Annotated in this window: 17 protein-coding genes and 1 other RNA gene; 5 read left to right on the forward strand and 13 right to left on the reverse strand. The window is 41.7% G+C overall.

Going from position 1 to position 20,726, the window contains the following annotated elements; genetic code table 11:
• Positions 1-345: 345 nt before the first annotated feature.
• From PBAT_RS04040 to PBAT_RS04050, 3 genes are all read right to left on the reverse strand, one after another.
• Positions 346-1,137, reverse strand: a complete 792-nt coding sequence (locus tag PBAT_RS04040) for a sensor domain-containing protein (RefSeq protein WP_068646855.1) — start codon at positions 1,135-1,137, stop codon at positions 346-348.
• Between the two features lie 339 nt (positions 1,138-1,476).
• Positions 1,477-2,349 (reverse strand): DMT family transporter, encoded by an 873-nt coding sequence (locus PBAT_RS04045; RefSeq protein WP_068646857.1) that lies wholly within the window; start codon positions 2,347-2,349, stop codon positions 1,477-1,479.
• Positions 2,350-2,658: 309 nt separating this feature from the next.
• Positions 2,659-3,012 (reverse strand): hypothetical protein, encoded by a 354-nt coding sequence (locus tag PBAT_RS04050; RefSeq protein WP_068646860.1) that lies wholly within the window; start codon positions 3,010-3,012, stop codon positions 2,659-2,661.
• 178 nt (positions 3,013-3,190) lie between these two features.
• On the opposite strand from PBAT_RS04050, the gene PBAT_RS04055 reads away from it, so the two are divergent.
• Both PBAT_RS04055 and PBAT_RS04060 read left to right on the forward strand, forming a co-directional pair.
• Positions 3,191-6,154: a histidine kinase gene (locus PBAT_RS04055; RefSeq protein ID WP_068646862.1), complete on the forward strand. Its 2,964-nt coding sequence runs from the start codon at positions 3,191-3,193 to the stop codon at positions 6,152-6,154.
• Entirely contained in the window at positions 6,126-6,896 is a 771-nt protein-coding gene (locus PBAT_RS04060; protein ID WP_068646864.1) for a response regulator, read from the forward strand. The genes PBAT_RS04055 and PBAT_RS04060 overlap by 29 nt, the downstream gene beginning before the upstream one ends.
• 177 nt (positions 6,897-7,073) lie before the next feature.
• Here PBAT_RS04060 and ahpF read toward each other — a convergent pair whose 3' ends face one another.
• Complete coding sequence (ahpF, locus tag PBAT_RS04065; protein WP_068646960.1) at positions 7,074-8,603, reverse strand: alkyl hydroperoxide reductase subunit F; 1,530 nt, start codon at positions 8,601-8,603, stop codon at positions 7,074-7,076.
• Positions 8,604-8,613: 10 nt separating this feature from the next.
• Positions 8,614-9,177: an alkyl hydroperoxide reductase subunit C gene (gene ahpC, locus PBAT_RS04070; RefSeq protein ID WP_068646866.1), complete on the reverse strand. Its 564-nt coding sequence runs from the start codon at positions 9,175-9,177 to the stop codon at positions 8,614-8,616.
• 220 nt (positions 9,178-9,397) lie between these two features.
• Between ahpC and PBAT_RS26355 the strand changes: the two genes are divergently transcribed.
• Positions 9,398-9,487: an IS3 family transposase gene (locus PBAT_RS26355; protein ID WP_149466407.1), complete on the forward strand. Its 90-nt coding sequence runs from the start codon at positions 9,398-9,400 to the stop codon at positions 9,485-9,487.
• A gap of 123 nt (positions 9,488-9,610) precedes the next feature.
• Here PBAT_RS26355 and PBAT_RS04075 read toward each other — a convergent pair whose 3' ends face one another.
• Positions 9,611-10,378: a hypothetical protein gene (locus tag PBAT_RS04075; RefSeq protein ID WP_068646868.1), complete on the reverse strand. Its 768-nt coding sequence runs from the start codon at positions 10,376-10,378 to the stop codon at positions 9,611-9,613.
• Positions 10,379-10,587: 209 nt separating this feature from the next.
• Here PBAT_RS04075 and PBAT_RS04080 point away from each other — a divergent pair, with 209 nt between their 5' ends.
• Positions 10,588-10,821 (forward strand): hypothetical protein, encoded by a 234-nt coding sequence (locus tag PBAT_RS04080; protein WP_068646870.1) that lies wholly within the window; start codon positions 10,588-10,590, stop codon positions 10,819-10,821.
• 165 nt (positions 10,822-10,986) lie between these two features.
• Here PBAT_RS04080 and PBAT_RS04085 read toward each other — a convergent pair whose 3' ends face one another.
• Together PBAT_RS04085 and PBAT_RS04090 are read right to left on the reverse strand one after the other, a co-directional pair.
• Positions 10,987-12,231: an ABC transporter substrate-binding protein gene (locus tag PBAT_RS04085; protein WP_149466263.1), complete on the reverse strand. Its 1,245-nt coding sequence runs from the start codon at positions 12,229-12,231 to the stop codon at positions 10,987-10,989.
• A 5-nt stretch (positions 12,232-12,236) separates the two neighbouring features.
• A complete protein-coding gene (locus PBAT_RS04090) occupies positions 12,237-13,028 on the reverse strand; it encodes a hypothetical protein (RefSeq protein WP_420848727.1) in 792 nt (263 codons plus the stop codon).
• A gap of 429 nt (positions 13,029-13,457) precedes the next feature.
• Here PBAT_RS04090 and PBAT_RS04095 point away from each other — a divergent pair, with 429 nt between their 5' ends.
• On the forward strand, positions 13,458-13,652 hold the full coding sequence (locus PBAT_RS04095; RefSeq protein WP_188016984.1) for a hypothetical protein: 195 nt from the start codon (positions 13,458-13,460) through the stop codon (positions 13,650-13,652).
• 45 nt (positions 13,653-13,697) lie between these two features.
• On the opposite strand, the gene PBAT_RS04100 is transcribed toward PBAT_RS04095, so the two are convergent.
• From PBAT_RS04100 to smpB, 5 genes are all read right to left on the reverse strand, one after another.
• Positions 13,698-15,929: a carbohydrate-binding domain-containing protein gene (locus PBAT_RS04100; RefSeq protein ID WP_068646878.1), complete on the reverse strand. Its 2,232-nt coding sequence runs from the start codon at positions 15,927-15,929 to the stop codon at positions 13,698-13,700.
• 492 nt (positions 15,930-16,421) lie between these two features.
• The gene (locus PBAT_RS04105; RefSeq protein WP_068646880.1) at positions 16,422-17,741 is read right to left on the reverse strand and encodes a BaiN/RdsA family NAD(P)/FAD-dependent oxidoreductase; all 1,320 of its coding nucleotides are present in this window, start codon (positions 17,739-17,741) and stop codon (positions 16,422-16,424) included.
• Positions 17,742-17,774: 33 nt separating this feature from the next.
• Positions 17,775-19,088, reverse strand: a complete 1,314-nt coding sequence (locus PBAT_RS04110) for an aminoacetone oxidase family FAD-binding enzyme (protein ID WP_084402825.1) — start codon at positions 19,086-19,088, stop codon at positions 17,775-17,777.
• A gap of 423 nt (positions 19,089-19,511) precedes the next feature.
• Positions 19,512-19,876: a transfer-messenger RNA gene (ssrA, locus tag PBAT_RS04115) on the reverse strand.
• Between the two features lie 244 nt (positions 19,877-20,120).
• Positions 20,121-20,603 carry an SsrA-binding protein SmpB gene (smpB, locus tag PBAT_RS04120; RefSeq protein WP_068533330.1) on the reverse strand — a complete coding sequence of 161 codons (483 nt, stop codon included), beginning with the start codon at positions 20,601-20,603 and terminating at the stop codon, positions 20,121-20,123.
• Between the last annotated feature and the right edge of the window lie 123 nt (positions 20,604-20,726).

A 20,726-nucleotide genomic window follows, 5' to 3' on the forward strand; every position in this document is an offset into this window, starting at 1 on the left:
TAGTTCAATTCTTTACCTACACTCTTGTAGCTCATTCCCTTTTTGAGATAGAGATTGACTGCCTTTTTCTTAAATGCAACATCGTAAGTCTTCCTAATTTCGCCCATAAAAAAATCCCCTCCATAATAGACAGATTAATCGGCTTGCTTTTTTCTGTCTACTATAAGGGGAGCATATCACAGTGAGCGGGTTCTTCTGTTTCGTACAGTATTATTAATCCCATAATCATCGCTAGAACTGACCCCATCAGCATATGGATCGCTTCTTTATTCATGTACCTCATTCATAGAGAGATAAATACTTTGGCGATACGCATCTAGTAGTGGATTAAAAAAAAGAGGGATTCTAAAGCTCTCTATAGGCTGGCTGCATCATACCTTGAGTGGGCTGATCCTCTTGGTACTCATAATATTGCGACTGATCGGCCTCATGTATTTGTACTGCTACTGGCACTGAAGGCTGCTGATATGGCACATCCACATACATGATTCTGCGCTGAATTTGCATGAGTCCATTTACGACGCGAAGCGCGTTCCAAAAAAGCATAAGCCCAACGCCTACATACAGCATATATTGCTGATTATAGGTCCAATCGATATGAAAATAACTAAACAAGGTATTTTCTAAAATATCAAGCTTCATTTCATTCATCAAAATGATATGCACGACTGGAAGAGCAATAAATCCTAATCCTAGTGAAATCACCGTTACCATAATAACAAAGAATACAATGCCTGTTACAAATCTTTGTAATACGAGCAGCAGATCTCGAATGAATAGCCCCCCGTCAAAACCTCTCACCATTCGCATTAACCAGTTCTGCCCAGATTCAGACTGTTGTTTGTAGGCATATGCAACAGGAGGAGTCGGTAACCCTAAAATTTGTCTAATCATGCTCTGCTCAAAATTCACAATCCCATTCAACAGCTTAGCTACTCCAAAAAACAGCGGTATTCCGATAAAAATTGGAGCTAAACCGATGGATAGTGCAAGTCCCGTTATCGCTACTGTAAAATAGATAATCCCTAAAGGGAGGGATAGCAAAAAATAGAGGATCGTTGCATAGGTTTTTGGATTAAAAAGCACCCAATTCACCTTACCATTTGGTACCTTTGCAGGCGCTTCTATTGCCTTCATATTCAAACACTCCTTTGACTTCGTACGTCACATTTTGAGTTATAAATCCATTATATCCTCTTTATTTGCCTGACATAACCGTCTTAGGGAGTGTCTGAACCTAGACTTTAGACTAGGACTGGTCCTGTTCAGATGAACTTATTGAAGCAAAGACGCTAATTTTCAACATATCCTTGTCACCGTTCTTTCATCCTTCGCATAGAGAAGAATCCTTCGTTGTTGGATCTAATCGTCATTTGAAGAAAACGTACATCTTTCAATGAGGCTGTTGACTAGGCAGCGCTCTTTCGAACCATTTCTGAAAATATAGAAAGACTAAAGAATCATTCCCTTGTTCCCTTATATCGCGATTGTTCGTTGATACGTAGATAGCATAACTCCTGCTAGAATGAACAAAGACCCTAATATTTCTACACCTGTAATTGGTTTGGACAGTAATATTAATCCCATAATCATGGCTACAAAAGGCTCTAAATTTGATAGTACAGACGCTTTTGAAGCATCAACATGTCGAATGTTGTTATTCCATATCAGTGTGGCTATGCCGTGTACAACAACGGCAGTTCCGATCAGCAGCGCCCAATCCGTCATATTTGAGCTCATTCGTAAAGGTGTATCTAGCGAGAACGCAAACGGGATTGATACTATAAAACCCACTAGATTCGAATATAATGTGATCGTGAATGGATCTACTCTTTGCGAGAGTACCCTCGTCATAATAATCATAATTGCGAATGTTATCATCGTTACAACAATCCACATAAGTCCTTTGTCAAAATGTAACGAGGATCCACCGCCTATTACAACAACACAATAAATGCCTATGATCGCTAAAATGGACCCCATCAACATACGAACCGTTAATTTTTCCTTCAAAAAGAGCGCTGCTAACAAGCCAGTTAATATAGGAGTCATAGCTAAAATGATCGCAGATGTTGTTGGGTCAGCTGTTTGTAGACCCTTGAAAAAGGACCATTGATTTATAAATACACCAATAACACCTAGTAATACAATGGATAGTACATCCGATTTATTCACTCGCTTGAAATTCTTGCTGTAAGACGTTAATCCTACTAAAAATACCACAATAAATAAAAGTCTCAGTGATGTTAACAGACCGGGGGAAAAGTCCTCAACTAAGATCTTGCCAAACACAAAATTACTACCCCATACGACTACACAAAAAGTGAGCCAACTATAAACTTTTAACATCAATAATCACAATCACCCTTCAACAATACTGACTTCACGTCTCATCCATAAGCACCTAACCCAAAAAAAGACCGCCCCTCGTTAGGTACACGGTCTTTTGTACTGACGGTCAGTAATTATCGGTTCTTCTTTATAGTATTTATTATAACCTCCATGCTTTATTCTTGCCCCTGATTCATAGAGGAATTACTATCCTCTTTCAAAAGTCTGTGAAGGACTCCGATGATAAACTCTACTTTCACTTTAACGATACGCTCACCGTAGTGGATTTTAACTATTCTACTTCATAATAAGCTTTAACAGATCCTTTTAAAAAAATACAATCCGAAGCACAGTGTCCATCTGCAAATAAATAGATATTATATTCAGTACTCCACAGATCCAGAGACTGATGTCGATTTGCTTCCAATCTTCAATTCCGGTCTCAAGTTGCTCGAAATGATGCGGAATTGATGCTTCCATAATGTCTAAATAATTGTCGTGGTCTTCCGAAACATCGGTCCATTTCGGTTCAACCTTAATGTCCCACGGAAGTAAACCTCTGCTACCGGCGAAAGTGTATACGCCATTGATGTATTCGTAACAACGAACAATAAAGCCATTAACATGGAAATCATTTTTTTCTTCATAAGTTTCACCTATCCTATAAGTTAGTAACAACATCCTATGCCTCTATTCACATTCAATAAGAATCTATGAAGACGACACCCTCCAACGAAGTAGATTATAAGAATTGTTAATTTTAAAATATCAGATACTCTCTCAAACATAATTGCTATCAACTGGTAGATTTTTGAGAGATTTTTAACATATGATAGTATCCATAGGGGTGTGACTACACATGAAGAAACTGATGGGTTGTCTGGGCGCGGCTTGCGCCTTGATCGCCATTATTTATATGATTTTTAGTGACCAGGATACGGGTTCAGTCAAAATTAAAGCCATAGACGGCGTGCTTGATCTGCGAGAGATCACAGAATCACCTTTTGTATCGTTAGCTGGCGATTGGAAATTCACTGCAGACTCTTTTGTCGCCCCAACTGACTTTCTGAGAGAAACGAATAATCTGATGGTACCTGGTGCCTGGGCATCAAATGTGAAATGGGGCTCCTATCAGTTAATCGTATATTTACCCGACTACTGGTCAGATATTGGTCTGCGTGTTCGTAACATTTGGTCCGCTCATACGATCTACGTCGATGGTGAACTAATCTCGGAAAAGGGAACGGTAGCTGTATCTAAGAAAGAGACTACCCCTAGTAATCCTTCCTATGAGGTGTACTTTAAACCAGAGGGCCAGCAACTACTAATCACCATTCATGCATCTAACTTCTACAACACAAGAGGTGGCATTGTCCTACCGATCGACATTGGAGACGCTGAACTCATGAAGGAAGACGTGCATCGAGATCTTTCTCTGGAGTGGACAGCAACCTTATGCTTGCTGCTGTTCAGCATGTTCCATCTGACCATCTATTTGTTGCGAGCGAAAGATGAGGCTTTCTTGTACAGCGGACTGCACTTTCTAATGTTGGCAATAGTCATTGTATTACGAGGGGAGCGACTACTCATTCGTGAGTTTCCATCATTCCCTTTTGATCTTTATTTTCGCCTGCAAGATACCTTTACCTTTGTGACCTCCATCTTGCTTATTGTCTTTATTGTCAAAATGATTCCTTCCATCATGAAACAAAAGACGCTGTTTTTGCTTTTTCTTCCGATTCTGCTCTATGTATTCTTAAATATAATTCTCCCAGCGAGAACCGTATCGGTCGCACAGTTTGGGTTCTTTTACTACAATGATCTATTATTCCTAGGAATTATCGTTCGAATATTCTATTTAACTGTTAAAAAACGAATCAATATACAGAAGAACGAAGCCATCATTCTCATGCTGATGCTTATGTTTCTAGCCATATTTGCTATAAGCTCTTCGTCTGATAATTTATATTTCTCCGGCCGTAACAATTTAAACAGAATCGGTTTAGTCGGATTTATGATGGCCATGAATGTTTTTCTCGGCATACGACTGATGAATCGAGCTGAAGAATCGGAACAACTGACAGCCAAGCTGCAGAAGGTAAACGATGCAAAGGATGCTTTCTTGAAGGTCACTACACAAGATTTACAGAGACCTCTTCATGATGCCGTTCATTTAATGATGTCGGCTTCCCGTGAGCACGATCATCAGAAGCAGGGGGATCAATTATACTTAGCTGAGCAACTCATGGGGAACATGGTTTATTTATTAAGAGATCTACATGATTTTACTCGCATTCGATTTGATGATTACGCTATCCAACTTAAATCTACCAATCTTCGGATGGTCATGCTCCATGTCATTCAACTGATGCAGCTAACATTCACGAAGAAGAATATCCACATAAATGAGAATATTTCGAAACAGCTTTACGTATGGGCCCATGAGCAGCGTCTGACGCAGGTACTCATACGTATAATGACAGAAATATCTCACGACACCGTGGAAGACAGCCTGAATATTGAATCCATACAGACTGGAGCGGATGTTTTACTTCAAGTCAGGACTAACCGCGAATCAACGACCGGGAATTGGGATCGGCAGCATTCCTCGGGCCTCATGATGACGGAGGAGCTCATCTTGCATATGAACGGCGGATTAACATATGACCGTATGGAGAGCGGCATCCGCTTCACGGTCAGACTTGCTTTCAGCGAATTCAAAGAGCCGGTTACTGCAACTGAACACAAATACAACATACCATCTACCGTGTTCTCAGAAGACCAAGAGCTAGGGACGCTCTTAATTGTGGATGACGATGTGGTACATGCAGAAGTCATAATGGGTATGCTCAAGGACTCTTACAAGGTACGCATCGCTTATACGGCTCAAGAGGCGCTTGACTACTATAGGAGTCACCCAGAAATAACAATGATGGTCATAGATGATATTATTCCAGGCGATATCAATAGTTTAGAATTGCTCCAGCAAATCCGTATACAGGCATCTTTAATGGAGCTGCCGATCTTAATGATGATTTCTTCCGAATATCCTAGACATATTGAAATGATCTTTGCTTCTGGTGCTAATGATTATTTAATGAAGCCTTTTTCGAAAGAGACCTTGATGGCCCGCTTGAATGCTACTGAACAAACGAAGCAGTTTATGCTGAAAGCGATTGAGTATGAAATGGCGTTTTTGCAGAGCCAAATCAAACCGCACTTTCTATATAACGCGCTTAGCAACATCATTTCCTTTTGCTATACAGATGGAGAGCGCGCTGCTTATCTTCTAACCATGCTCAGTTCTTTCCTACGTTATATATTTGAGACGAGTCGGGATGGTCAATCTTCTTCACTGCAGAAGGAACTGGAAATTATCGAGGCTTATGTAGAGGTGGAGAAAGCTAGATTTGGTGAACGATTAACCTATGCCTATGACATCGATCCGTCTGTTGCTGCTGAGAATGTTCTGATTCCTAGTTTACTCTTACAACCTTTAGTCGAGAATGCGATTCGCCACGGCCTATTCGACAAAGAAGGTCCGGGACATGTTCAGGTCACGATTTCTTCGCACGCATCTTTCTTGAACATACGAGTCACCGATGATGGCGTAGGCATGTCAGCCAAGCTATGCGCTCAATTAATGGAGGGTTCGACTGCCCACCTCGGCATCGGATTTACGAATGTTCGTCGACGTGTACATGGTCTCACACAAGGCAATCTAGAGATTAGTTCCTTACCGGGCAAAGGAACAAGCATTCAATTAATGATTCCCATGAAGGAGGAACGAGATGATGTGGAAAGTAGTCATCGTAGAGGATGAGAAACCGATTCTGGACCTGCATGCCAGATTGCTTGAAACCTATGGCCCCTTTCAAATTGTAGGTTGCTTCGAATCGCCATTTGATGCGCTGCAGGAAATACCGAATCTGGATGTGGACGCACTCGTGCTCGACATTGAAATGCCGAGAATGACGGGACTTCAACTAGCTAAGAATTTAGTCGAGAACGGTATTGACGTGCCTGTGGTCTTCACAACAGCCCACCAGCAATATGCAGTACAAGCTTTTCGCGTTCAAGCTCTGGATTACATCTTGAAACCGATGACCCTGAATATGGTTAAGCGGCTAGATGAACGCCTTCAGAAGTATTATGGTCAGAGACCAAAGCTCTCCAATAAGAAAGAGCTCTATGTCCAACTATACGGAGAAGCATCCATTAAGATAGGAGAGCAACTTGTAAAGTGGCCTACTCGCATAACGGAAGAACTGTTCTACTATTTGCTACTTCATGAAAATAAATTGTGCTATAAGTGGAGAATTATTGATGACCTCTGGACGAATGGAGAGGAAAAACGAGCACTCTCTAATCTGTATAATACAATTTATCGTATTAGGCAGCTGTTCATGGAGCTGGATATTCCAATCGTCATCGAACGTAGGCATGATGGTTACATTATGAATACCAACAAGAGTATCGTAATTGAACCCAAAGAAAGGCCGGATGCCCGTCTGCTAGAATCAAAAGGATATCTATGGGCCTATCGTTGGATATCGATAGGTTAGGCTGCTTAGAGGTGAAGCTCTCATAGGGGATCAAGGGTTTTGCTACGAAGCTATTGTTGCGAATTCATAATTTCATATGAATACAGAATATCTCAGTTGGTCAATAGGATGGCACAACAAAAGCCCCCATTTTGTGAAAAATGAGGGCTTTTGTTCGCTTACCTTAATAAATATCGATTAATTTCGAATTAGATAATCGAAAGCACCTAACGCTGCAGTAGCACCAGATCCCATCGAAATGATGATCTGCTTATAAGGACTATTCGTGCAATCGCCTGCAGCAAACACGCCAGGTAGATTTGTAGCCCCATGAATGTTTACAACAATCTCACCCATGCGAGTGCGTTCAACCATGTCACCTAACCAATCGGTATTAGGTACAAGACCGATCTGTACGAACACGCCCTGCAATTCAACATGCTTCGTTGCTCCTGTATCACGTTCCTCATAGGAAATCCCGTTAACTTTGTCAGTTCCAGTAACTTCTTTTGTTTGAACGTTCTTCAGTACCGTAACATTAGGCAGACTGTGAAGACGATCTTGCAGCACAGCATCAGCTTTGAGCTCTGGTGCAAACTCAAGCACAGTCACATGTCTCACAATACCTGCAAGATCAATCGCTGCCTCAACACCAGAATTACCGCCACCAACAACCGCAACATCTTTACCAATGAACAAAGGACCGTCACAATGTGGACAGTAAGCCACACCCTTGTTCTTGAACTCCGCTTCACCAGGAACACCCATATTCCGCCAACGAGCACCTGTAGATAGGATGACCGTCTTACTCTTCAGAATAGCACCATTCTCGAGTTCAACCTCGATTAGATCCTTCTTCTCAATACGCTTGGCACGCTGTAGATTCATCACATCGACGCCGTACTCTTTAACCTGCTCTTCAATGCTAGCTACGAGCTTAGGACCCTCAGTGTATTTGACACTGATAAAGTTCTCAATACCTACAGTGTCATTGACCTGACCGCCAAAGCGTTCAGCAACAATACCTGTGCGAATCCCTTTACGTGCCGCATAAATTGCAGCACTTGCACCTGCTGGGCCTCCGCCAACAACAAGTACATCAAAGGGTTCCTTATTATCAAACTCTGAAGCGTCCGGAGCATTACCCATCTTCGCAAGAATTTCCTCAACCGTCATACGACCGCTCTCGAAAAATTCACCGTTAAGGTAAACGCTTGGCACAGACATAATCTCCTTGCTTTCTACCTCTTCTTTGAATGCTCCACCATCAATCATCGTATGCGAAATACCAGGATTGAGGATAGACATCAAGTTCAGAGCTTGTACAACATCAGGACAATTATGACAGCTCAGGCTGATATAAGATTCAAACGTATATTCACCGCGAATGTTTTTGATCTGATCAATAACACTTTGCTCAACCTTAGGAGCTCGTCCACTAACCTGCAGTAGAGCGAGCACTAATGAAGTGAACTCGTGTCCTAATGGAATTCCAGCAAAGGTTACGCCTGTATCTTCACCCACCCGATTAACACTAAAGCTTGGTGTTCTAGATAACTGTGTTTTCTCTACCGTTATCATGGCAGACATACTGGAAATTTCATTTACTAGAGCCATCATCTCAGCAGATACATCATCGGAGCCTGCACTAACCTTGAGCACGATATCACTTTCCAAAAGCTCAAGATATTGAGCTAGTTGGGCTTTAATTTCTTGATCTAGTATCATATTGCTCATCTTAGATCTTACCTACAAGATCTAGGCTTGGCTTAAGTGTTTCCGCACCTTCTGACCATTTCGCCGGGCAAACTTCACCTGGATGGTTACGAACATATTGAGCAGCTTTGATCTTGTTAACCAAAGTACTTGCATCACGACCAATACCGCCAGCAGAAATCTCAACTGTTTGAATAACACCATCCGGATCAATGATAAACGTACCACGATCAGCAAGACCGTCAGCTTCAATTAATACATCAAAGTTGCGAGAGATTACATGCGCAGGATCACCAATCATAATATACTTAACTTTACCAATAGCAGTAGAACTAGCATGCCATGCTTTGTGTGTGAAATGTGTATCCGTTGATACGGAATATACTTCAACATCAAGTCCTTTTAAAGTTTCATATTGGTTCTGTAGATCTTCTAGTTCAGTAGGGCACACGAAAGTGAAGTCAGCTGGGTAAAAGCAAACTACGCTCCATTTACCTTTGAAATTTTCCTCAGTAACATCGATGAATTGACCGTCTTGAAATGCGGATGCTGTGAATGGTAGTACTTCTGTTCCAATAAGTGACATATATATATCTCCTCTTAAGTTGTATTTTTTAGTATAGATAGAGCATATCCAGGCCTTCATACAACCTAATATGATTATACTTTATAATGATTATTATTAACTATATAATACAATCTGTCAAGTTGTTTAGAATAATTATAATTAATACATTAGTGAACTCTCCAAAATTATTAAACTCATCATTCATTATGCTGCTAATTAAAACAGAGTATTCAAGAATATATCATTACTTAATCACAAACGTAGTAAAGTAAATCTAAAAGACCTGAGTCCGGTACAGTACCGAACTCAGGCCCAACAAGTCCCCTAATTATATAACCTGTCTAAGATTAAGGGATCACTTCAACAGACGTACTTCAAATGGAGCGAACCATGGCTGTACAGATCCACAATTCGTCGCTAGTGATGCAAGTATAGGAGTAAATAAACTATTTTATCTTTTACTTTCCTTCTGCCGCCGGAGCCTTCCGATCATAGCTGGCGACAACAGCATAATATCGAGGAAACCTATTATTATATAAAAGGTCCGGGCTTCCTTCTCTTTTGCGACCATTTGTTCTATATTATCCCCAATAAGAACTGCGTTCCCCTTGCTAACTGAAATAGAGAAAGGCTCTATCCGACCATTGACCGCATTCCCGATGACTGTGATCCGTTCTCCCCGAGTAACTGCATGATATCCATACGCCGTACTTTCATGCTCCTCCACCATGAGCGGCCGTGTTGTTCCACCTTCATATATGCGAAAAAAATGATTAGGCTCTACTGTCCCGCTATCCAGCGGTAACCAGTTCTTATAAAACAGATACCTATCAGCTTGAACCTCAATATCATTCACGCTTATACTTCCCGATATCTTCGGAATGGCTCCTTGATCACGCTTATAATCGCAGCCGCCCCGGCCGCCGCATCCCCAATAAAATAATTCCTTCTGTAACAAAGCATAGGTATGCCGCAGTGTACCTTGCTCCGTTATCTCTTTTTCACTAGCAGTGAGCCCCTCTAGCCTTACGATTCCCGTCGTATCTGCCGAAAGTTGAGCAATCGGCTTAGAGTCCACGATGACTGATATGGTTTTGCTGGAATTATAAATGCTTAGCAGCATACCAGCAAGAACAATCCAGCCGATGACTTCAAATAATACCAGTCCCCAACTGACTGATTTTTTCTTTTTGGATCGTCCATGCCTTTGCTTCACCATCAGAGTGGAGCTCCTTTCTTTGTTAACTGAACTTTATAATACGATCAAGAAAAGACATTCGTCGTAAAAGGCTAATACCTGAAAATTGATGATCGTAAAGACGATCTACGCATATCTGGCAACCATTATTCTATGTATCTTCTTTTGTTATTCTAAAATTTATGTTTTATTCACTCTTACTATATTATCTAGCTGAAGCTGATCTCTTAATGAAAGACACATTAAATAATATCACAGACAAATGGAAATGGAATGGAATTCGAACTATCGGTGGCATATTAACAGGAGCAGGACTAGCAGATTGCATTCTAGTCATCATAGATAATACATGCTTCTCTGTGTTGTCTTTAAGGAGTCTTGATACTCTAATCCCCTCGAAACATGAGTATAACTATAAAGAAATCGCAGAATATCTGATTCCTAAACGTATTAAGTACCCTTAATCTCCCTGTTCATCCCCATAGTGCATATATTGGTTGCTCACTTCTTCATAGTTCTTCATAGACAACTATAACAATACAGTGTAAAAGTTCGATAAAAAAAGAAAAGCCTCCTCATTCAAATCATTGAATGGGAGGAACTTCAAATATGTTATGTACTCGTACACGTCAATTCTGCACACTTGTGATAAATCCAGAAAGCCCTGGGTCCCTTCTATATTGCGCAGTTTTTATCCAAGAAACCTTGGACGAATTCTCCTTAACCTGCCAGATATCATATAAGGAGTACTTGCGGTCACCTTTATAATCCAATAACATCCATCCGGTTGCTCCTGCATATTTGGCAGAGAGTTCAACCAGGTTAGCTTTCAACTCAACAGCATCGTCAGGATTATCCATGTTCTCAAATGCAGTTACTAGCATCCATGGAATATCATAGGCAAATATAGCATCAGGAATCACTTGTGTCTTCAACTTCTCCTGTAATTTCTTCTGAACCTCTTGGAATAGAGGTGTATCATTAATACCGAATGTGACTCCCATAAAATTCACAGTAGCTGCAAAAGTGGCAGCTTCAACATTATTAATGAGTGCAGAGTTCAGCACAGTTGTATCCGTCCCAAACCAACGTACATGATTCAAGGCATCTGCTTGTTCAAGTAGAGGAATCACTTCATCAAATGAAAACAAAACAATACCGACGGAATCTGGATCTATATCAGAATTCTCGAGCTGTTGCTCCATTTGTGACACCGTGGATTTAAAATCAGTACTCCCTGGCTCGTATATAACTGGCGAAGCAGCCTTTCCGCCAAGTTCCTTAAACTCCATAATGAGCTGCTGTGACAATTCTCGTCCATACACATCGTTGCGTTGGACTGGAATGATCTTACGAATTCCTTGTTCAGATAGGAGAGTAGCCAAGGCTTTCGCCTGTTGATAGTCATTTGGCACCACTCTATAAATACTATCCTTATCAACCGCCAATGAGGGGGCAGTGCTACTGTAACTGATAACAACGACATCATTTGAATCCGACCAGCTCTTTAGAAGTGTTAATTCAGCACTCGAACCCACAATAAGGATATCCGTTCCTTCTTCATGTAGTGCCTTGGCCTGTTTCAATGTTTCTTCAGGGTCACTCTTGCTATCCTTAACAGTCAATTGCATATTGAACCCTAAGTTAGCTTTATCCAAGTATGTATCTATCTCATCCATCGCCAAATGAAGAGCCGTTTCTCTTGCTTCACCTTTTGAGGATAATTCTCCTGTTAAGGGAAGAATAGCTCCAATCCCAATGGGTCCAGTGTTATTCTTATCTCCATCTGAACAGGCCATAAGAAGAATAATCCATAGAATGGTCAATACTAAAAATCCATATCGTTTCATATTTGGCTCCCGTTCGATACTCAATTTAATTAACGTATATTTCCAATAATCGATGATCTGCTTTCTTGCATTTTTTTGACGAAATTAGTCATCACGTCGAATGCTTCGTTACGCTTGTTGCTCAAAGATTGTAGTCGAAGCATGTCCATTTGTTGTGAGTTAGACTGAGAATCGATCATGGATTTCAACTTCGTAATCATTGTATTAGTTTCAGCTTTACTTAACACTGTGTTTGGAACTTCGATACCCACATTCTGAATGGCTTGGATGGTCTCGCTGCTTAAATTTAACTTAGTATCTGAATTTGCATCTGCAGGAAGTGTTGCTTGGACCTTATTTAATTGACTAAGCGCATTATTTAACTTACTAATCTGTGAATTCCGATCTTCCACTGCCGCAATTTGAGACTTAAGCTGATCTTCTAACAATCTCGTTCTTTCACTCTGTACTGCCATCAAAGCTGTTTCTATATCCATACTCTGTAAATTTAACTGACCTAATTGAGTGACTTCAGACTGAGCTACAACTTCCGGCTCAGCTATTATCATGGAAGCTGTCAATTGCTCTTGCACTTTTATTTTTTGCTCCAATTGAGCTTGTAACTGCTCTTCCTTAGCCTGATCATTATTATTCTGTGCATCAGTAATCTGTGTTTCTAGGTCTACTTGTTCCTTTTCATTTGTCGTTACGACATCCAATATCTGAGTAATTTCATCGTCTAAAGGCTCACTTTGCGTAGTTAATATTTGTTCCGAGGCTGAAGCGACTGACGCAGAAAGGGCCAATAGAGTCAGCATACTCGAGATCATTATTTTCTTCATCGTACTCACAATAACATTCTCCTCATTTATATAGTTTCGTATAACACGCATTTATTGAAATTCTACCAATACCTTTATTTTCTTTGCAACTAACGCTGCCAAGAAGTTATCTCTTACCCATCACACTTCTGTACAACACATGATAGAGAAAACAGACGGATGGATCGCTGGATTAATATTATCGAGTTTAGCCATTGGATCAGAAACACTTCAGCAACATCGGAGGTTTAATTACAACATTTACCATACTATCACAGAAAGTTCCGAGTTTATAGTGACGGCTGTCATTACTTTTGTCATATGACAAAATGGATATATTTAGATAATTTTGCAAGAATAAAAACGGATTTAGTCTAAAAACGAGATTAACATTAGAGTAGGATGGGCTTATTTCCCTTTGTTAAAACTTATACGAATAGCGTTATACCCATGGACGCCCTGAAACAACTACTAGCTGCTTTCAAAGATCATCTGATGGACCGTAATATCCCTGAAATCAAGAAGTTCATTGGAAGCTATGTAGAGAAGGTAATCGTCTATAAGGAGCATGTAGAACTTATTTTGAAGCTAGAGATGGAGGAAAAGCAACAATCCACAACCTCATGCGGTTGTGGATTTGACTAATAATCATTTGAATTTTACTTTTTAGCTATTGTCAGCACGAGGCGTTTATAGTAGCTTGCTTAATACAGTCGCAAGATCTGCGCGGGTCATTGTACCAGTAATAGTATTTGGGAAGAGATCGTCTAATGAAATATTTGATCCACTCAATTCTACATATCTTGTTATAATAAGCTTCATCTGCTCAGCAGTCAGATTAGCTCTTGGCATGAAGTTCCCTTTTCCATCGCCAATAACAATTCCGTTTTCCACTGCCCAACCAACATATCCACTATACCAGCTATTTTTCACAACATCATTGAAGGAGCTTGTTTCAGTTTGCTCTATTTTAAGAAGTCTACCAAGTGTTGTAATCGCAGTTGCGCGTGTTACTGGTAAATTTGGTGAATACTGAGTCGAGCTCGTTCCAATCATAATTCCCTTTTCATATAAAGCCTTAATGGCATTATAAGAAGCGTCGTTTAACTTCACATCCGTGAAAGGTAACACACCTATTGCAAATTGCCATTGTGATACCCCCGTGTATGTTTCATTAGAAGACACTACCGCAATGGTAAGTCGGTATTGCCCATCCTCCTCGGGCATAATTTTAGATAAGTCACCCTTCAAATCAGATAATAGATACGTTTCAGAATAGTTCTCTGAAGGTACATCTGTTACTGTTAGCTGAATGTCACTTTCTGGAACAGCTGCACTTGCTGTAACTCCCTTAAATACAACACTTACACCAGAAGCTACACTTTGAATGCCAGCACCGTCATTAACAGTAAAAGTCACTTTCGTTTTGCCGCTATTGTCAGATGCCTCGGAAATACCTGAAAAGCTATGAACAGATTCCGTTATTTTGAATGCTGTAGAGCCTTCACCGCTTACTGTTGTGTTTGTTGTGTTTTGTCCATCTGGATTAAATCCACCTTCTGGCATTGCCTGCATACCATCTGGCATTTCTGGAGGTGTGCCCTCTGGCTTTTCTGGACGCTCTCCTGTTGGAGGAGTACCTTGTCCATTATTACCACTAGGAGGATTTCCACCAAAGCCGCCACCCATCATACCAAAGGAATTTCCTGTATACTGTTGCTCTACACCATTAACGTATAGATGATATTCAGTATTCAGTTTAAGGTCAGCAGATGAGAAGGTTACGCTTTGAAATTTCTTTTCCGCTTTATGGTTTAGAAGTTCATTACCTTTCTCGTCTGTTAATTTAATTGTACTTCCCACCGCTTGTGTCGTAGCAAAAGATAGCTCCATAAACGGCTGCTTAGATGTAGAAGAAGACGCATCATTACGTGTTCCTAGTGCAATGACTGTACCACCATTAATGATAATATCACTATCGGCATCAATACCACCGTCAGGACTACGGTCGTTAGCCATAGTAACAATGGTTCCTCCGTTAATCGTTAAGTAGCCATTGGAGTCAACTCCATCTCCTTCGGCTCCTAGACCTGCATTCACGTAAAGATATCCACCATTGATACTTGTAACCGAAATTCCATCCTCATTCGTGTTGATTCCATCATCCTGAGATTCAATATAAACCTTTCCGCTGTTGAGAGCTAAGTGTAACTCAGAATCGAGCCCTTCGTTAGTAGCAGTAATATGCAGCTCTCCTGTTCCTTTAGCTTCTCCAGAAATGTTCATGGACATTTTAGAATAGAAGGCTCCATCATATTTATGCAGTTTTTTCGTTGTGCCTTCTTTATAAATTCGTGCGACATAAGCGCCGTTTACAGTGTTGATAGAACCGTCTGCCAATATAACCTGTGCGCCTGCATCACTAAGATCGACAGTTCCTTTTGTGTCCTCTGTATTGGAGTATGGCTCATACACATTGTAGAAAATAACTGCCGGAGCAACTGTACTCGTAATATCTGCTCCATCTAAAATAAGTGTCACGACTGCTGTAGGGTCAGAAGCCGCATCCTCTCCAAGATCAATTGCAAGCTGTCCTTTCGATAACTTGCCCGATACACGATAAGTTCCAGGCTCCGTTATGGTCACAACTGTATGCTCAGTTGCTTCCTCCGCACTGTGCCCATCTGAATCAGTACCTTCTCCATAGCTACTATCATGTCCGTCCTCATAATATACAATGCTAGCTCCTACATATACAGCTGCCGATGAACTCGTTGACGCCTTTTGTCCATCAACTGTTACTGCTGTATCAGAAAGGTTAATAACCGTTTCCTTCGTAGTTGTACTAGCAGAAGCAATCCCTAGCATACTAGTCATTGTCAAGATTGAGACAAGCATAAGACTCATTGTACGTTTCAGCATACTATCTCACTTCCTTTCAATTTTCTATACAAGATTAGTATATATTACTTTTCTTAAACAAAACTTATTAGAAGCTGAATGCTGGCTGAGAGTATACTGAATGCTCTGCTAGTTATATGCTCCAAATTCTATAACTACAAAACGTTATTGTATTCGGTTCTTCAACGGGTGTCGGCGTTGCTAGATTTCACTCTCACATCCCCTTATCTAGTTAATATTTTTGTTCTCGTTCAACCATTCTCATTACAAAAACACCATCCTCATGCGGATGGTGTTCATGTGGTGGAGTCAAGGGAAGTCGAGCCCTATTATTGTTATTTTCATCTATTTAATTAACCAAGTAATATAAAAAGACACCCTCTCGGATGTCTTTTCTGTGTGTTCCATATGGAGGCGAACCGTGGCTGTGCAAAAGCACAATTCGCCGGAGCGTGTTCAATGCATGCAAATATTCCACCTCAACATGCCAGGAGTCAGCAACCATCTATCCCCTTACGTGGTGCCTGCACGTCGTCGATCACCAAGCGCCATCGCGGCGGCATAGCCGGAGCTCCAGGCCCATTGCAGGTTATAACCACCGCAATCTCCATCTACATCCATTACCTCGCCAGCCAAATAGAGCCCAGGTACTAACTTAGATTCCAACGTTCCTTCGATTAGCTCAGTCGTATCGATGCCACCGGCTGTTGTTTGCGCGTTCGTGAAGCTATTGGTATCGGTCACTTTAAATTCCCAACGCTTCATGATTCTATAAAATATTTTCTTGGTTTTCCACGATAGATCCTGACAAAGCAGGTGAAGCTGTTGATCAATTCCTGCCTCTTTCAGCAGGACAGGTATCAGCTTCTTGTTTATGATTCCGATAAGGGAATCCGCAACAGTTCGGTGTCCGAAGATCCCCCAGTGCGTTTCCAGAAACTCAACTATCTCTTCCTCCGTGCGGCTAGGCATCAATTCAACCGATAATGTCACAGATTCTCCTCTACCGAGATTATACGCAGCCTTCCTGCTTAGCTGGAGTATTGGCGGGCCAGAGATGCCATAGTCCGTAAAAAGAATTTCGCCATATTCAGTGCGGATGACTTCATTGTTTACGATAATATGGGCATGTCCCTCGAATTTAATACCGGACAGTTCCTTCAAATGAGGATAGTCTAACTTCAATTGCACAATGCCCGGCACAGGATCGATAAGCGTGTGTCCCAGACGTTGGACAAGCGTATAACCTGATCCATCCGTTCCGGTCTTCGGAGCAGTAAGCCCACCCGCACATAGAAATAGGTATTCGCTAGTATAAACAACCTGCTCCTCTGTCTCCATTTGACATTTAATCGTGAAACGCGGATGTTCCGTCGAGACGATAACATCCAACACTTTATTCTTAAAATATATCGGAACATTCCGATCCTCCAGAGCAAGGCGAAAAACACCCGGCACGGATGCGGCTTGCAACGACATGGGATACATCCGACCATCCTCTAAGGGTATAAGAGGAAGCCCGAGCGAGGAGAAAAAGTCGATCGTCTGGCGCACACCAAATTGCTGTAGAACAGGCAATGGAAATCCAGCCTGATTGCTATGATACTTGTGCGATAAAGCGACCGCTTCATCCTCACCCGTCGCAGTGGATTCGTTCGTAATGTTGCAACGCCCATTGCCCGTCGTTAATATCTTCTTCCCCATCCGGTCATTGCTTTCAATAATTGCAGTATCAATACCTTGGTCCCGTGCAGTAAGAGCAGCCATCATACCTGCAGCGCCTGCACCGATAATTAACAGCTCGTGGTGCTTAGAATTCTGATCTTCATACATTTTGATCGATGCATCCCTTTTCCTATGAATTCATTACATTTGCTTAGCAAGCGCCATCGCGGCCGCATAACCGGAACTCCATGCCCATTGTAAGTTATACCCACCGAAATCCCCGTCCACATCCATCACCTCGCCAGCCAAATAAAGCCCAGGTACTAGCTTGGATTCCAGCGTCCCCTCAATTAGCTCAGTCGTATCAATGCCGCCGGCTGTTACTTGCGCGTTCTCGAAGCCTTTGGTATCGATCACTTTAAATTCCCAACGCTTCAATATTCCACAAAATATTTTTTTGGTTTTCCTCGAAAGATCCTGACAAAGCAAGTCCGGCTGCTGATCGATGCCTGCCTCCTTCAGCAAGACTGGAACCAACTTCTTATTGAAGATGCCCAGTAGAGAATCCGCAACAGTCCGATGTCCGAAGGTTGCCCAGTGCATTTCCAAAAACTCAACTAACTCTTCCTCCGTGCGGCCCGGCATCAAATCAACCGATACACTCACAGATTCCCCTTTCGCAAGATGATACGCAGCCTTCCTACTTAGCTGGAGACTTAGCGGGCCTGCTATGCCATAATCCGTGAAAGCAATTTCACCCTTTTCACTGCGGATGACTTTACCATTTACGATGATATGGGCCTGTCCCTGAAGCTTGATATTCGATAGTGCCTTCATATGCGGATAGTGCAGCTTCAATTGCACAATAGCCGGCACAGGCTCGACCAGGGTGTGTCCCAGCCGTTCGGCAAGCGTATAACTAGGACTATCTTTGTCCGCATTCGGACCAGCAAGTCCACCCGCACATAGAAACAGGTATTCGCTGGTATAAACAACCTGCTCAACCCGCTCCTCTGTCTCCGTTTGACATTTTATCGTGAAGCGCGGATGATTCGTCGAAACGGTAACATCCAACACTTTGTTCTTGAGGTATACCGGAACATTCCGATCTTCCAGCGCAAGTTCAAAAATATCCAGCACCGATGCTGCCTGCAGCGACATTGGATACATGAAGCCATCCTTCAATCTTGTAAGCGGAAGCCCAAGCATAGAGAAGTAATCGATGGTTTGACGGATGCCAAATTGCTGCAGTACCGTAATTGGAAATCCAGTCTGATTGCTGTGATACTTACGTGATAAAGCGACCGCTTCATCTGTACCCGTCGCAGTGGATTCATTCGTAATGTTACAGCGGCCATCACCTGTCATTAATATCTTCTTTCCAATCCGGTCGTTGCTCTCCAGAATGGCAGTATCGATACCCTGATCCTGCGCAGTAACGGCGGCCATTAGTCCTGCAGCACCTGCGCCGATAATAAACAGCTTGTGGTGCATAGAAGTCTGATTCTCATACATGGTTGATCAATACACCCTTTATCCAATTTTTCGTAAAAGTACAGAAGCTCTTTATTAAATTATAGCATAAGTGTAAGCATCGCCGAAATTCGGTTAGAATTCCTGATCCCATTACATCAATAACCCTCATGGAGGACGCGCCAGAGATCACATCCAAATTTTTCTTCCCTTCTCAGCACCAACAGTTCTGATCTTCTATGCAGGCGAGGAGATCTATCGTGCCGAACGGTTTGTCTGTTTTGACGAACTGAATCATGTGTTTTTGCAATATGTGGAAGCACATGACTCCAGAGATTTGAGCCTCTAAGCGCCTGCTGTATTCCAATTAAATTAAAATAATACAAACCCAGAAATATCAGAACTTTCTTGTAAAGACAATATGCAAAAACGGACACCCATGGGTGTCCGTTTTTGGTACTACAAGTATGGAGGCGAGGGGAGTCGAACCCCTGTCCGAAAATATCGACACATAAGATTCTACGGGTGTAGTCACAGTTTTGATGTCACCCGAGTATCGCCCCGTAACCGGCTATACGTTGGGTCAGCCTGATTATCTTCTTCAGCTCACCCCAGGCGGAGATGAGACAGCGTATTCCACTATTTGTTAGCCCCTAGTCTAGTCACATGGACGATGCTAGGTAGGAGCACGCTAACAGGTTATTAAGCTGCTAATGCGTAGTTGTTTTGTGTTTTGCCATTTAATAGGCTTTAGCGTTGATAAAGTGGACGCGGCCCCACTACCCGCTACTCATGCTCAAACTATCCCCGTCGAATCCATAAACGCCCCCTTAATATAAAGGGCTTCTAGGATAGAATCTTGAGTAGCCAAGACATGATGTTCTATTCAGCATCCTTTTCCTCCATGAAAAAGGACAACTAGAAGGTAATCATTCAACAAGATCAATTGATCTCGTATAACTTAGTATATCACATTTCCACTACACTATGATACTTTGTTCAAGGAAATGTAGGTTATGATTGCCATTGATGGCTTTTAGAGGCTTACACATCTATAAGAATGCACTCATTCATTTACCTAGCAATCTTCTGTTTCTCACGAAGCGCACGTTGGATATCACGCTGTGCATCGCGCTTAGCAGCTGTATCACGTTTGTCGTATTGTTTCTTCCCTCGACCTAGACCAATGAGCAGCTTCGCATAGCCATTCTTAATATAGATCTTAAGCGGAACGACAGTGTAACCTTCTTGCTTCAATAGCCCTACCAATTTCTTGATTTGCGCCTTGTGCATGAGTAGTTTACGCGTTCTCGTTGGATCGATTGGATTGCTACGATTGCCTTGTTCAAAAGGACTAATGTGCATATTATGAATGTTGATTTCACCATTACGAATCGTTGCAAATGCATCACCAATATTTGATCTACCATTACGTAACGACTTAATCTCTGTTCCCGTTAAGACCATTCCAGCTTCATACGTTTCTTCTATGAAATAATCATGGGAAGCTTTCTTGTTCTGGGCCAAGACTTTCCCGTCACTATTGTTCTTACCCATGTCCTCAACCCCTTAGATCATTATAAAAAATGGATTCCAGTAAACATATCCTCGAGTAGAAAGAGGAATGTACCAGAAATCCATTGTATCAACTGCATCCTTCAAAATCAAGATGAGACAAGC

The sequence above is a fragment of the Paenibacillus antarcticus genome (assembly GCF_001637225.1).
GTDB lineage: Bacteria > Bacillota > Bacilli > Paenibacillales > Paenibacillaceae > Paenibacillus_AQ > Paenibacillus_AQ antarcticus.